This window comes from Mesorhizobium sp. WSM4822, from assembly GCF_055811155.1.
The window spans coordinates 201269-215319 of record NZ_JBVVQM010000009.1 but is presented as its reverse complement, the minus strand read 5'-3'; the positions used below and the strand labels follow the sequence as shown (position 1 = coordinate 215319).

15 protein-coding genes are annotated in these 14051 nt (G+C 63.7%); 6 read left to right on the top strand and 9 right to left on the bottom strand.

The features are described from left to right. Positions 1 to 60: 60 nt before the first annotated feature. The 6 genes from AC0L3E_RS21670 (at position 61) to AC0L3E_RS21645 (ending at position 6112) form a co-directional block, all read left to right on the top strand. Entirely contained in the window at positions 61 to 1410 is a 1350-nt protein-coding gene (locus AC0L3E_RS21670) for a putative bifunctional diguanylate cyclase/phosphodiesterase (RefSeq protein ID WP_127382164.1), read from the top strand. 268 nt (positions 1411 to 1678) lie between these two features. Continuing rightward, complete coding sequence (locus AC0L3E_RS21665) at positions 1679 to 2446, top strand: SDR family NAD(P)-dependent oxidoreductase (protein WP_473605578.1); 768 nt, start codon at positions 1679 to 1681, stop codon at positions 2444 to 2446. Next, complete coding sequence (locus tag AC0L3E_RS21660) at positions 2443 to 3396, top strand: 2-dehydro-3-deoxygalactonokinase (RefSeq protein ID WP_128307579.1); 954 nt, start codon at positions 2443 to 2445, stop codon at positions 3394 to 3396. The genes AC0L3E_RS21665 and AC0L3E_RS21660 overlap by 4 nt, the downstream gene beginning before the upstream one ends. After that, on the top strand, positions 3393 to 4031 hold the full coding sequence (locus AC0L3E_RS21655; RefSeq protein ID WP_127327996.1) for a 2-dehydro-3-deoxy-6-phosphogalactonate aldolase: 639 nt from the start codon (positions 3393 to 3395) through the stop codon (positions 4029 to 4031). Before AC0L3E_RS21660 ends, AC0L3E_RS21655 begins: the two co-directional genes overlap by 4 nt. Then, positions 4031 to 4912 (top strand): SMP-30/gluconolactonase/LRE family protein, encoded by an 882-nt coding sequence (locus AC0L3E_RS21650; RefSeq protein WP_127319013.1) that lies wholly within the window; start codon positions 4031 to 4033, stop codon positions 4910 to 4912. The genes AC0L3E_RS21655 and AC0L3E_RS21650 overlap by 1 nt, the downstream gene beginning before the upstream one ends. A 126-nt stretch (positions 4913 to 5038) precedes the next feature. Beyond that, positions 5039 to 6112, top strand: a complete 1074-nt coding sequence (locus AC0L3E_RS21645; protein ID WP_473605577.1) for a D-alanine--D-alanine ligase family protein — start codon at positions 5039 to 5041, stop codon at positions 6110 to 6112. A 382-nt stretch (positions 6113 to 6494) separates the two neighbouring features. Here AC0L3E_RS21645 and AC0L3E_RS21640 read toward each other — a convergent pair whose 3' ends face one another. The 9 genes from AC0L3E_RS21640 to dnaK form a co-directional block, all read right to left on the bottom strand. Continuing rightward, entirely contained in the window at positions 6495 to 6911 is a 417-nt protein-coding gene (locus AC0L3E_RS21640) for a GFA family protein (protein WP_128307581.1), read from the bottom strand. Positions 6912 to 6952: 41 nt separating this feature from the next. Beyond that, complete coding sequence (locus AC0L3E_RS21635; protein WP_128307582.1) at positions 6953 to 7420, bottom strand: SRPBCC family protein; 468 nt, start codon at positions 7418 to 7420, stop codon at positions 6953 to 6955. After that, positions 7417 to 7737, bottom strand: coding sequence for an ArsR/SmtB family transcription factor (locus tag AC0L3E_RS21630; protein WP_056592605.1), 321 nt, complete (start codon positions 7735 to 7737; stop codon positions 7417 to 7419). Before AC0L3E_RS21630 ends, AC0L3E_RS21635 begins: the two co-directional genes overlap by 4 nt. Before the next feature lie 259 nt (positions 7738 to 7996). Next, positions 7997 to 8284: a DUF1330 domain-containing protein gene (locus AC0L3E_RS21625; protein ID WP_023762651.1), complete on the bottom strand. Its 288-nt coding sequence runs from the start codon at positions 8282 to 8284 to the stop codon at positions 7997 to 7999. A gap of 32 nt (positions 8285 to 8316) precedes the next feature. Further along, the gene (pyrF, locus tag AC0L3E_RS21620; protein ID WP_032901517.1) at positions 8317 to 9024 is read right to left on the bottom strand and encodes an orotidine-5'-phosphate decarboxylase; all 708 of its coding nucleotides are present in this window, start codon (positions 9022 to 9024) and stop codon (positions 8317 to 8319) included. 11 nt (positions 9025 to 9035) lie between these two features. Continuing rightward, positions 9036 to 9632 carry an NADPH-dependent FMN reductase gene (locus AC0L3E_RS21615; RefSeq protein WP_473605576.1) on the bottom strand — a complete coding sequence of 199 codons (597 nt, stop codon included), beginning with the start codon at positions 9630 to 9632 and terminating at the stop codon, positions 9036 to 9038. A gap of 319 nt (positions 9633 to 9951) precedes the next feature. Next, entirely contained in the window at positions 9952 to 10557 is a 606-nt protein-coding gene (pmtA, locus tag AC0L3E_RS21610) for a phospholipid N-methyltransferase PmtA (RefSeq protein ID WP_027040201.1), read from the bottom strand. 166 nt (positions 10558 to 10723) lie between these two features. After that, positions 10724 to 11854: a molecular chaperone DnaJ gene (gene dnaJ, locus AC0L3E_RS21605; RefSeq protein WP_023810873.1), complete on the bottom strand. Its 1131-nt coding sequence runs from the start codon at positions 11852 to 11854 to the stop codon at positions 10724 to 10726. Between the two features lie 212 nt (positions 11855 to 12066). Beyond that, a complete protein-coding gene (gene dnaK, locus AC0L3E_RS21600) occupies positions 12067 to 13983 on the bottom strand; it encodes a molecular chaperone DnaK (protein WP_023810872.1) in 1917 nt (638 codons plus the stop codon). Between the last annotated feature and the right edge of the window lie 68 nt (positions 13984 to 14051).

Here is a 14051-nt window from a genome sequence, read left to right as displayed (position 1 = left end):
TCCTAAAGGGTTTGCTGCCAGTCTGAAAATAAATTCCGACGTCACAAAACAGGGACACCGATGCAAACTTCGTTTGGCACCGGTCAGGCAAACAGGGAGAGCACGGATCTGGCATTCACAGATCCGTTGACCGGGCTTGGCAACCATCGCCGCTTCTTCGACAAGGTCGATCGCCTGATCGCCGACCGTGCCGACGATCCCGCGCCCTTTACCGTCGGCATTCTCGACCTCGACGGCTTCAAGCCGATCAACGATCTGTTCGGCCACAAGGCCGGAGACGACATCCTGATCCAGGTGGCGATGCGGCTGCGCGCCTCGATGGACGGCCATTCCACGGTCTGTCGCATCGGCGCCGACGAATTCGCTTTTCTCTATCCCCTGGTGTTCAGCGAGGAGGCGGCGGCCGAAAAGTCGCGCATGCTGATCGAGATCCTGTCGGCGCCCTATGATGTCGGCGAACGCACCGCCAGGCTTTCGGCCTCGGTCGGCTGCTCGCTGTTCTATTCGGGCGACGAGACCACGGAAATCCTCATCAACAAGGCCGAGACGGCGCTCTATCACGCCAAGCGTTCCGGCCGTGGCCGCGTCGTCGTCTACACCCGTGAGATGGAAGAGGCGGCCAAGCGCGTCACCCGCATCGAACAGGCGCTGCGCCGGGCTGTCTCGGCCGGCGAGGTGGAGCCGCATTTCCAGCCCATCGTCGATCTCGCCACGCGCCGCACCATCGGCTTCGAGACGCTGGCGCGCTGGACAGATCGCGACCTGGGCTCGGTGCCGCCGACTGTCTTCATTCCCATCGCCGAGGAGCGTGGCATCATCGGCCCGTTGTCGCAGCTGGTGCTGCGCAAGGCGACCGAGGCCGCCAGAAGCTGGCCGAAGGACCTGTTCCTGTCCTTCAACCTGTCGCCATCGCAGCTCGTCGACCAGAACACCGGCCTGCACATACTGGCGATCCTCGATCGCACCGGGTTCGATCCGCGGCGGCTGGAGATCGAGATCACCGAGACCGGCCTGATGAACGACCCAGCCTCTGCCGCGCAGATCGTCGAGGATCTGCGCCGCGTCGGCATCCGCGTCTCGCTCGACGATTTCGGCACCGGCCAGTCCTCGCTCGGCCGTCTGCGCGAATTCCATTTCGACAAGCTCAAGATCGATCGCGCCTTCGTCTCCTCCATTCTCGACGACCGTCCCTCGGAACACATCATCCGCGCCATTCTCGCAATGTGCGAGGGGCTCGGCATGGACGTCGTCGCCGAAGGCATCGAGCAGGAAGCGCAGGCCGATCGCCTGGTCCAGTTCGGCTGTGCCGGCGGGCAAGGCTATCTGTTCGGCAAGCCGGTCGACGCCGACGCCACGCTCGGCTATCTCCGCGATTCCTTCCGCGGCGCCCTGCGCGCCAAGGCGATCTGACCGGCGATCCCCCGTAGCCCATAATCCCGACGGTGCCGCTTTGCGCATCCGGTGCGGCGCATTGTCGTTTTGTCTGACATAAGCCCAGAAATCCGGCGGTTCGCCCTTGCCCGCGCGCCTTGCGTGGCTAGGATGCGCGCCGATCACGCTACAGCGCCGCGCGTCCTTTTGGACGCGCAAAGGACGCTGTAGCAATTTACATTTTGCGCATGATCCCTTTCCGAAAATCGATCCGATTTTCTGGGTCATGCGCTGGGAGACAGGAACGATGATGCCATCGGCGCATTTTGCCGACCTCGAAGGAGCCTCGGTGCTGATCACCGGCGGCGGCTCCGGAATAGGTGCTGCACTGACCGAGGGCTTTGTGCGCCAGGGCGCCAATGTCGCCTTCATCGACATCGCCGACGGCCCAAGCACGGCTCTTGCCGACCGCATCGAGAAAGCGTTCGGCAAGCGGCCGCTCTATCTCAAGACCGACCTACGCGACGTCGAGGCCCTGCGGGCGTCCGCCGCGAAGGCCGCCGAGGCGCATGGCGATGTCACCGTGCTGGTCAACAATGCGGCCTGGGATGAACGCCACGCCGTCGAGGACGTGACGGTCGAGTTCTGGGACAACAACCAGGCCATTAATCTGCGGCCGCATTTCTTCACCGCGCAAGCGGTGGCGCCGGGCATGAAGCGGGCGGGCGGCGGCTCGATCATCAACTTCACCTCGACATCCTATCTGATCAACCACCCCGACATGCCGTCCTACACGGCCGCCAAGGCCGGTATCCTCGGTCTGACCAAGGGATTGGCCGGCAAGCTCGGTGTCGACGGCATCCGCGTCAACGCCATTGCGCCTGGCTGGGTGATCACCGAGCGGCAGAGGGAGCTCTGGGTGACCGAACAGGGGCTTGCCGCCCATGTCGCCAAGCAGTGCATCAAGCAGGTGATGCAGCCCGACGACATCGTCGGCACCGTGCTGTTCCTGGCCTCGGACGCCTCGCGCATGCTGACAGCGCAGATGCTGGTCGTCGATGGAGGTTTCCTGTGAGCCCAGCCGGCAATGCACCGGCGGTCGCCGCCGTCGACTGGGGCACGACCCGCATGCGGGTCTGGCTGATAGACGGGCAAGGCAAGGTGCTTGCCGAACGCCGTGGCGACGATGGCCTGATCACGGCGCAGCAGAAGGGCTTTTCGACCATCCTCGAAGGGCATCTGGCGGCGATGGGAGCACCAGCGGCGCTGCCCGTCATCATCTGCGGCATGGCCGGATCCCGCCAGGGCTGGCTGGAAGCACCCTATGTCACCGTGCCGGCGCCGCTTAGCGCCATCCTTGCGGGTGCCGCCAGCGTGCCCGGCCAGAGCCGCGACATCCGCATCGTTCCGGGCCTTGCCCAGCGACTGACTGACGCGCCCGACGTCATGCGCGGCGAGGAAACCCAGCTTGCCGGCGCTGGCTTGCCGGCCAAGGGACGCCAGCTGGTCTGTATGCCCGGCACCCATTCGAAATGGGTGCTGGTCGAGGACGGTACTGTCACCGGCTTCGGCACCTGGCCGACCGGCGAGCTGTTTTCGGTGCTTGCCGCGCATTCGATCCTGCGCCATTCGCTCGGCGAACATCCAAAGCCCGTCACATCGGACAATCCGTTCTTCCGCCGCTGGTGCGAAACCGCATTGAGCGATGGCGGCGATGTCACCTCGCGGCTGTTTTCCATCCGCGCCGCCGGCCTGCTGCAGGATTTGAAAGCCGACGATGCCGCAGCCTGCCTGTCCGGCCTTCTGATCGGCGGCGAGATCGCCTCCGCCAGCCGTCGGCACGGCGCCGGTGCGGAACCCGTGGTGCTGGTCGCCTCCGGTGCGCTGGGAACGCTGTACAGCGAGGCGCTCGGCCTTGCCGGACTTGAGGTCCGGGCCGTCGACGCGGACGAGGCGGTGCGTGCAGGTCTCGTCGAGGCGGCGCGCGAGAACGGCATGATCGCAAGAATTGGAGCAGCTCGATGAGCCAGACCGCACCGTTTCCAAAACTCAAGCGCGGCCTGGTTGCCATCCTTCGCGGGCTCAAGCCCACCGAGGCGATGGCCATGGGCAAGGCACTGTTCGACGCCGGCATCGAGGCGATCGAAGTGCCGCTGAACTCACCGCAACCGTTCTCGTCGATCGCCCGCATCGTCCAAGTGCTGCCGAAAACGGCGCTGGTCGGTGCCGGCACGGTGCTGACGCCGGCCGATGTCGATGGCTTGCACCAGGCCGGAGGGCGGCTGCTGGTCAGTCCCAACATCGATGCCGAGGTGATGGCGCGCGCCATGCACTACGGCATGGTGACGATGCCCGGCGTGTTCACGCCGACCGAAGCCTTCCAGGCGATCAAGCTCGGCGCCTCGGCGCTGAAATTCTTCCCGGCGAGCGTGCTGGGTGCCGGCGGCATTTCCGCGATGCGCGCCGTGTTGCCGGCGCAGACATTGGTCGGCGCCGTCGGCGGCGTCTCCGAAAAAGATTTTGCCGGCTACAAGGCGGCCGGCGTGACCGCCTTTGGTCTGGGCTCCAGCCTGTTCAAGCCGGGCATGAGCGTCGACGAGGTGGCGGCGCGTGCACATGCTGCCGTCGTGGCCTGGGATGCGGTGTTCGGAGAAGCATGATGAGCGAAGCCATCGTTTCGGTTTTTTCCGATCACGTCTGCCAACTCGGCGAGGGGCCGAGCTACGATCCCGCCACCGATACGCTCTACTGGTTCGACATCGTCAACGGTCAGCTTCTGCAAAAGCAGCTGTCCGGCGGCGCGGCCACCGTCCATGAGCTCGGCCAAATGGCGAGCGCCATCGCAATCATCGACGACAAGCGCCAGCTTATCGCCGCCGAAACCGGCCTTTATGTCCGTGATGTCGCGACCGGCAAATTGACGCTGCACACGCCTGTCGAGGCCGACAATCCGGTCACGCGCTCCAACGATTCCCGGGTCCACCCCTGCGGCGCCTTGTGGATGGGTACCATGGGCAAGGGCGAGGAAAAGGGTGCGGGTTCGATCTACTGGTTTTTCAGAGGCGAACTGCGCCGCCTGTTTTCGGACATCACCGTCTCCAATTCGATCTGTTTTACCGAGGATGGCGCAATCGCCTACTACACCGACACCTCGACCGGGCTGCTGATGCGGGTCGCCTGCGACCCGGCGACCGGCCTGCCTGCCGGTGAGCCGAAGCTGTTCGTCGATCACCGCTCGGCCAAGGGCTATATCGACGGATCCGTGCTCGACCGCGACGGCATCCTGTGGAACGCCGTCTGGGGCGGCAGCGTCATCGAAGCCTATGGGCCCGACGGCAAGCTCGTCCGCACGGTCGCCATGCCGGTGACGCAGCCATCCTGCCCGGCCTTTGTCGGCGCCAAGGCCGATCGGCTGGCGGTCACCTCCGCCTGGTCGGGCAAGGATGAGAAGCAGCGTCTGCTGGATCTGCAGGGCGGCATGACCTTTCTGCTCGATATTCCCGTCAACGGCCGCTTCGAGCCGCGCGTGCTGATCGCCTGAGCGAACTGGATTCTGCGGTCGGACGGTGCGTTGTCACGCAACCGCCCGCGCCGTGTCGGTTTCGCGAGAGCCAGACGCCTTGACCATGCGATGGTAGGCAATCCTACTGCCGGAATCGTTCATCTCATGTCGAGCCGCAAGCCAAGACTGATCCTCGTCCATGAGCCGGAGAAGGCTTGTTTCGACCGTCTGGTCGCCGACGGTCATGCGCCGCAGCGTGCCGGCGAAATCGCGTCCTATCTGGCGCAGTCGACCGACGTCGCCCCCGAATTCGACATGCTTGGCCGCGCCTGCCAGGCACGCGGCCTGTCGTTTGCGCCAGTGGCGCTGGACGACGCCGCAACGGTGCTCGCCGAGGAGCACCCCAGCACGACGCTGGTCTGGACGCTGACCGACGGCATCGCCTATTTCCGCGGCGGCGCGGCGCCCGCTCTGGCGCGATTGGGCGGTTTCAAGACGGTTGGCGCAGATGATGCGCTGTTCGCGCTCTGTCAGGACAAGTTCCGCTCCGGAGCCGTGCTCGGCGCACTCGGCCTGCCGGTGCCGCAGGCCGGGCTCGCGCGCGACGGCCAATGGCTGGTCGAGCCGCCGGCCTCGCCCGCCGGCTGGTTCGTCAAGCCCAACCGGCTCGGCGCTAAGATCGGCATCTGGCCGGACTCGCGTGTGGCCGACCTCGGCCATGCGCTGGAGCTTAGCCGGCGCGTCTTTTCGGCCTATCGCGACGATGTCGTCGTCCAGCCCTATGTCGCCGGCCGCAACGTGCGCGCCAGTTTCCTCGGCCTGGTGCCAGGCGCCGGGGTCGAAGCGCTTGGCGTGGCCTTTGTCGATTCAGGCGCCGATTTCCAGACCATGGCCGACAGCCTGGCGCTCTACGGCGACACCGGGGAGGCGGCGAAAGCGGCTGGACACTATGCCGAACCGGAACTCGTCGCGGTTGCCGACAGCCAGCCGGCTGCCGACGCAAGGATTCGCGCGATCGCCGAGCGGCTGATCAGCGGGCTCGGCCTGCGCGACGTGTTTTCGATCGATCTCAGGGTCGAGGCCGACGACACCGTCCACCTCATCGAGTTCGAGGTCTGCCCCGGCCTGCCCTGCTTCGATTTTCGCGCCTATTGCCGCCAGCAATGGGGCCTCGAGCTGGCCGACGCCATGGCCGAGACAGCGGCGAGCCGGCTGATCGGCCAGCGCCATGACGGTTAGGTTTGTCGCACCCTTTTTGCCTGGCAGCGTGCGGCCGCAGTCGCGCGCATTGCTGCTGTCTCGGTAGCAGCCTAGCGCTTTGGTGGGCCCCTATAGAGATACCAGAGCGGCCACGCGACAAGGACGAGCAGGGTTATGATCAGTGCAGACCAATAAAGGAACGGGTCTTGGGCCCGATCTACGAGAAAGATCCCCCGGCCATGCTGCAGTGAAATGGTTTTCCCAGTCCAGAGGCCGACTGCCACGCCTGTACCGCCAACAAGCATCTGTGCGATGAAAAGGCCCTTGCCGATCGGTGAATATCGATTACTTCCGGCCATGCAGACGCCCCCTCTGTAAGCGCCTACAGCGTACCCCTGGAGGTCCAATACTTCCAGCGAGTTTACCCCTGAGGCATTCGCTCGACCGCCTGCAAGGACGGATCCATCTTGTCCCAGGCATGCCCGTGGCTCGTGTAGGTCACCATCTGCGGGCTGAACTGTTCCGGATCGTCGAGGCTGGCCGCGTGGACCACTATCAGCTCGGGCATGGCGACGGGTATCAGAAAGACCGGCGTTCCGCAGGTTGGACAGAAGGTGTGGATTTTTTCGTTGCCGCTGGCGCCCGCCACGCGCCAGGTGCTCACCTCCCCGGTGATGGCCATATCGGCACGTTGGCCGAAGGTCAGGTAGGATCCGTGGCCGGTGCCTGAGCGCTTCTGGCAATCGCTGCACTGGCAGTGGTTCTGGAAGATCGGCTCGTCATTGGTTTCGTAACGGATCGCGCCGCATGCGCAGCCGCCGGTATAGCGCTTGGTCATTGTCATTCTCCACGGGCCTGATTCTGCTTGAGGTCGCAGCATCAGGCCGATTTCGGCTTGGCGAAAATGTCGATGCCGCTGCCGGTTTCGAGGAAGGATTTCAGGCTCGACAGCACCGCCGGCCAGCCCTGGCTGACGCCCTTCGCCATGCCGCTGCCGGCCTCGAGTTCGTCATGGCTGACGGTCAGCCGCACCATGGTGTCGTATTCCTCGATGGCGAACGTCACCTGGCTGGTTTTCGACGGATCGTCGGCCTGCGAAGCGTTCGCCCAGGTGATGACGAGCCGGGTCGGCGGCGAAATCTCGACGACCTTGCCGACGAGTTCGACGGTCCGTTCGTCATTGGCGCGGATGTGCTCCCATTTCGAGCCCGGCGTCCATTCCGAGACGTTCTCGTGGCCCCAGTAGCGCTTTGCGACATCGGGCTTGATTATGGCCTCGAACACCTTCTGCGGCGTAGAGCGGATATAGGTCACGTAGACAAAGCTCGTGGTCTCTTTGGTGGTCATTGGTCTTCTCCTTCGAGTTCTTGCTTCAGGTCGTGCAGCAGGCTGAGCCGCTGTCGTTCGAATTTCCGTACCCAGCGCTCGTAGACTTCGTGCAGCGGCACGGGATTGATGAAATGCAGCTTTTCGCGGCCGCGCTTGACTGTGCTCACCAGATTGGCCGCCTCCAGCAGGTCGAGGTGCTGGGTGGCGGATTGCCTGGCCATGTCCAGGTTTTCGCAAAGCTGACCGAGCGTCTGCCCGTTCTGCTCGCACAGAAGGTCAAGCAGCCTTCTGCGTGTCGGATCGCCCAGCGCTTTGAAAACCTTGTCGGCGTCCATCTGCCTCACTCTGTTGTAAGGCATAATATGCAGGTAAATACCTGCATGTCAACCGGCCATCCGACCCGCGTTGAATGACCGCTCGTCGGCACGGCTCCGCACCCGGCAACTGCGCCAGGCAGATCACCGTGAAATCGCGGAGCAAAGATATGTAAAATGAGCCTGCGGGGCTTCAAACGCCGCCAGGCTTTATCCGATTTTGAACGTGATCTCCGGCGAAAACCGGAATGACTTCTTCGGAACTATGCTTGCAAGGACCTCAGGCGCCCTCGACCAGGACGATCTCGCCGTCGGCGACCTTCTGGCGGATGGCGACGGCGCGCTGGTATTCCGGCGAGTGGTAGCAATCATGCGCCGCAGCGAGCGATTCGAACTCGATGATGACATTGCGTGCGCGGCCGGGGCCTTCGGCCTTTTCATGCTCGCCGCCGCGCGCCAGGAACTTCGCACCGAAGCGCTCGAAGGCAGGCTTGGCGGCGGCGACATAGTCCTTGTAGCCTTCCGCGTCGCGCACATCGACACGGGCGATCCAGTATCCCTTGGGCATTTTCTTGGTCTCCGAACTTGTTCTTGGAAATCTCAGGCCGAGCGCATCTCGTCGAGGATGGCTTCGGCCGCTTCCCGTTTGTTGGCCGCAGCCACGATCGGCCGGCCGACGACGAGGTGGCTGGCGCCGTTGCGGATTGCCTGGCCCGGCGTCACCACGCGCTTCTGGTCGCCATGATCGCTGCCCGCCGGCCGGATGCCGGGCGTCACCACCGCCATGTCGGGTCCGACGATCCGGCGCACCGCCTCGGCCTCCGCGGCCGAGCAGACGATGCCGCCCATGCCGGCATGCAGCGCCTGTTCCGAACGCCGCAGCACCAGCGTATGCGGGTCGTACTCATAGCCGACGTCGATCATGTCCTGCTCGTCCATCGACGTCAGCACACTGACGGCAAGCAGGCAAAGCTCGCTGCCTCTGGCCGCCTCTACGGCGGCCTGCATAGCCTTCGGATAGGCGTGGATGGTCAGCATGGTCATGCCCATCTTGGCGATGTTCTCGACGCCCTTGGCCACCGTGTGGTCGATGTCAAGCAGCTTCATATCGAGGAAGACCTTGGTGCCGCCGCTGGCCAGTTCTCTGGCGAAGTCGAGCCCGCCGGCGAAGGCAAGCTGGTAGCCGATCTTGTAGAAGGAGACGATGCCGTCGAGCTCGCGTACCGCCTCCTCGGCATCCCTCACGGTCGGCACGTCGAGGCCGACGATCAGTCTTTCCTGCATGGATTGGGCCTGCATGGTTCGCATCGTGTCGGCGATCACGCCTCGATCCGGGTGGACAGCATGCGCGAGGTTTCGATCAGCGTGCGGCATAGATGCTCCATCGATTTGTGCAGTCTTTCGTCACGGAAATTGCCGTCTTCGTCGAAGGCGTCGCCGCCCTCGGGCACCGAGCATTCCGGCGTCACCACCTCCATCTGGCAACGCACCAGAACGGCGCGCAGATGGTTGATGCAGCGGATGCCGGCAAAGTGGCCGCTGGAGGACGAGCAGAGGCCGGCGACCTTGCCGGCCAGCGGCCTGACCGGCCGGCCGCCATCCCTGCGCACCCGGCTCACCCAGTCGATCGTGTTCTTGAGCAGCGGCGGAATGGAGCCGTTATATTCGGGCGTGGCGATCAGCAGCCCGTCATGGGCGATCACCAGACGCCCGAGTTTCTGGGCGTTTTCTGGAACGCCTTTTTCCTTTTCCAGGTCCTCGTCCATGATCGGCAGGGAGTAGTCGGCAAGCGAGATACGGGTCACCTCGGCGCCTTGCATGGCAAGTTCCTTCTGCGCCACGTCGGCAGTCCTGCCGCTATAGGCGCCGCCGCGCACCGAGCCGGCGAAGACGAGGATTTTCGGGATCACTGCCATTGGCCACCCTTGTTCCCGGACAGGTACAGCCAAGGACCGAGCAAATCAACGCCAACTTCGTCATCCCCGGGCGAAGCAGGAGCGAAGCTCCGTCGCGGAGACCCTGGGATCCATTCCGTGACCTTGACCGTAGAGTGTAGCGGAACAGAATTCTGCACCGTGGCGCGCACTCGGAAGTCGCGGCATGGATCCTCGGGTCTGCGCCGCGTCGCTGCGCTCCTTGCTCCGCCCGTGGATGACGAAGCGATGGATGTTTACGCCAAATGCCAAGGTATGCGGCGACCACTGGCGAGGCGCTGAGCGGTTCTGCGCTGAGAAACTAATGCGCCTCGCGCCGATAGATCCACAGCTGCGTCGGCGGGATGTTGCGGAGGATGAAATCGAAATGCTTGACCGTATAATTGCCACGGCCGGGTGGGATCGGCGACATCGGGCCATAGGTCAGCTGCACGATCGGCCGTCCGGCCGGGATGCGGTCGAGCAGGCTCTCGATATAGGCAATGCGCTGGGCGACCGGGAAGTTGAGCAGCGGCACGCCGGAAACGACGGAATCGAAGATCATCCCGCTCTTGTCGCCAAGCGTGGCGTTGAGGTTGAAGGCGTCGCCCTCGATGACGTTGACGCCGGGATAGAGTCGTCGCAAATGGCGCACGAAATCCGTGGAATATTCGACGGCGTAGAGGTTTTCGGGCCGTACGCCCTGGGCGAGGATGGCGCGGGTGATGACGCCGGTACCGGGACCGACCTCGAGCACCGGCAGGCCGGATTTAGGATCGACGATCGAGGCCATCTTGCGCGCGGTGATTGAACTGGTCGGCACGATCGAGCCAACCGTCTTCGGCTTGTCGATCCAGCCCTTGAAGAATTTGAGTTCGTCGTCGAACTTTTCGACAAGCGCCTTCCGCAGTCCAGGGCCACGTGTCATGCAAGCTCTCCTCAGCGCTCCCCGCAAAGTTACTTAGCACCTGAGCGGTGCTAGGCAAGGCGCGGCCGGACGCATGTCGTGGATAAGATAATTTTCGTCGCGTCTCAAGGGGTGACGCGATTCAAGGATTTACGCGTTGCAATCGGCTTAGGCTGGCCAAAGTGCATCAACGTTCGCCGAAGGACTCGAAAAAATCCTTCATGCGGGCGAAAAAGCCGCTCGATTGAGGCGAATTGTCCTGCGAGGAGAGCTGTTCGAACTCCTCCAGCAGTTCGCGCTGCCGGCGGGTCAGGTTCTGCGGCGTCTCGACTGCGGTCTGGATATAGAGGTCGCCGATATTGGGCTGGCGCAGCACAGGCATGCCCTTGCCCTTGAGGCGGAACTGGCGCCCGTTCTGGGTGCCCTCGGTCACCTTGACCTTGGTCTGCGTGCCGTCCAGCGTCGTCACCTCGAAGGAGCCGCCAAGGGCGGCCGTGGTCATCGAGATCGGCACCTTGCAATACAGATCGGCGCCGTCGCGTTGGAAGAACTCGTGCGGTTTGACCGCCAGGAAAATATAGAGGTCGCCCGAGGGCCCGCCGCGCAGGCCGGCTTCGCCCTCATTGGCAAGGCGGATGCGGGTGCCGTCCTCGATGCCGGCCGGGATGTTGACCGACAGCGAACGCTCCTCGGTGACGCGGCCCTGGCCGGCGCATTTCGGGCACGGATCCTTGATCGTCTGGCCGCGCCCCTGGCATTGCGGGCAGGTCCGTTCGATCGAGAAGAAGCCTTGCGTGGCGCGCACCTTGCCGTGGCCGTTGCACATCGAGCAGGTGACGGGCTGGGTGCCGGGCTTGGCGCCGCTGCCCGAACATTCAGAGCACGATATCGACGCCGGCACGCGGATTTGCGCGGTCTTGCCGGCAAAAGCCTCTTCCAGGGTGATTTCCATGTTGTAGCGCAGGTCGGCGCCGCGTTCGCGGCCGCCCGACGAACGGCGCTGGCGCCCGCCCATCATGTCGCCGAAAATGTCCTCGAAGATATCGGCGAAACCGCCGGCGCCAAAACCTTGCGCGCCGCCATTCATGCCGCCCTGTTCGAAAGCGGCGTGGCCGAAGCGGTCATAGGCCGCGCGCTTCTGCGGGTCTTTCAACGTCTCGTAGGCTTCGTTGATTTCCTTGAACTTGTGCTCGCAGGAATGATCGCCGGGGTTGCGGTCGGGATGGAACTGCATGGCAAGCTTGCGGAAAGCGCTCTTGAGCTCCTTCTCGTCGGCGCCTTTTTGGACGCCCAGCGTCTCGTAGAAATCAGCTTTCATTTTTTCCCGCTGTCCGGATGCTCAACGTCTTGAAGCATTGTTGCGTCTCTTGCCGGCACTGACGCTTCGATTTAGGTGCGATGGAAGGGGGATGCCAGTGTCGACGCGGCTTTGCCTGCATTTTTTCAGCAAGGCCCGCTGTTTTTCTGCAAGGGGTTGCAAAAAAGCCCGGCCTTCGCCGGGCTTTTCGCTTTATCTTGCCGTCAAACGGTTCAGGCCGACTTCTTCTTGTCATCGTCCTCGTCGATTTCCTCGAAATCGGCGTCGACAACGTCACTGTCCTTGGCGGCATCCGCCTTGGCGTCGGCTTCCGCCGCTTCCTTCTGCGAAGCCTCGTACATGGCCTGGCCAAGCTTCATCGAAGCCTCGGCAAGCGCCTGGCTCTTGGCTTCGATGTCGGCCGGGTCGTCGCCTTCGGTCGCGGTCTTCAGCGCCGCGATCGCGTCGGAGATCGCCGTGCGCTCGCCTTCCGAAACCTTGTCGCCATATTCCTTCAGCGACTTCTCCGAGGAATGCAGCAGCGCTTCGGCCTGGTTGCGGGCCTCGACCAGCGCACGCCGCTTTTTGTCGGTCTCGGCGTTGGCCTCGGCGTCCTTGACCATCTTCTCGATGTCGGCGTCCGAAAGACCGCCCGATGCCTGGATGCGGATCTGGTGCTCCTTGCCGGTACCCTTGTCCTTGGCCGAAACGTTGACGATGCCGTTGGCGTCGATGTCGAAGGTGACCTCGATCTGCGGCACGCCGCGCGGCGCCGGCGGGATGCCGACCAGGTCGAACTGGCCGAGCGCCTTGTTGTCGGCGGCCATTTCACGCTCACCCTGGAAGACCCGGATGGTCACGGCCGACTGTGAGTCCTCGGCCGTCGAGAACACCTGGCTCTTCTTGGTCGGGATCGTCGTGTTGCGTTCGATCAGGCGGGTGAACACGCCACCCAGCGTCTCGATGCCGAGCGACAGCGGCGTCACGTCGAGCAACAGCACGTCCTTGACGTCGCCCTGCAGCACGCCGGCCTGGATGGCGGCGCCGAGAGCGACGACTTCATCCGGATTGACGCCCTTGTGCGGCTCCTTGCCGAAGAACTGCTTCACGATCTCCTGGATCTTGGGCATGCGGGTCATGCCGCCGACCAGGACGACTTCGTCGATCTCGCCGGCCTTCAGGCCGGCATCCTTGAGAGCCGCCTTGCAAGGGGCAATCGTGCGCTGGACCAAGTCGTCGACCAGCTGCTCGAACTTGGCGCGCGTCAGCTTCAGCGTCAGGTGCTTCGGCCCGGTCGCGTCGGCGGTGATGAAGGGCAGGTTGATTTCGGTCTGGGTGGTCGACGACAGCTCGATCTTGGCCTTTTCAGCCGCCTCCTTGAGGCGCTGCAGGGCAAGCTTGTCGTTCTTCAGGTCGATGCCCTGTTCCTTCTTGAACTCGGCCGCCAGATATTCGACCAGGCGCATGTCGAAATCCTCGCCGCCGAGGAAGGTGTCGCCATTGGTCGACTTGACCTCGAACACGCCGTCGCCGATTTCGAGCACCGAAATGTCGAACGTGCCGCCGCCAAGGTCATAGACGGCAATGGTCTTGCCTTCCTTCTTGTCGAGGCCATAGGCAAGCGCTGCCGCGGTCGGCTCGTTGATGATGCGCAGCACTTCAAGGCCGGCGATCTTGCCGGCGTCCTTGGTCGCCTGGCGCTGGGCGTCGTTGAAATAGGCTGGAACGGTGATGACCGCCTTCTCGACCTTCTCGCCGAGATAGGCTTCCGCCGTCTCCTTCATCTTCTGCAGGATCATGGCCGAGATCTGCGAGGGCGACTGCTTCCTGCCGCCGGCTTCGACCCAGGCATCGCCATTGTCGCCCTTAACGATCTTGTAGGGGACAAGCTTCTTGTCCTTCTCCGTCACCGGATCGTCATAGCGGCGGCCGATCAGGCGCTTGACCGCGAAGATGGTGTTTTCAGGATTGGTGACCGCCTGGCGCTTGGCCGGCTGGCCGACCAGACGTTCGTCGTCGCCCGAAATGGCGACGATGGAAGGCGTCGTGCGCGCGCCTTCCGCATTCTCGATCACCTTGGGCTCCTTGCCATCCATGATGGCGATACACGAGTTGGTGGTGCCGAGATCGATACCGATTACTTTTGCCATTTTTCTAGTCTCTCCGCTAAGCAGGCTATCAGGACCCGTACAGGCGTTCCGACGAAAGCCCCTGTTCA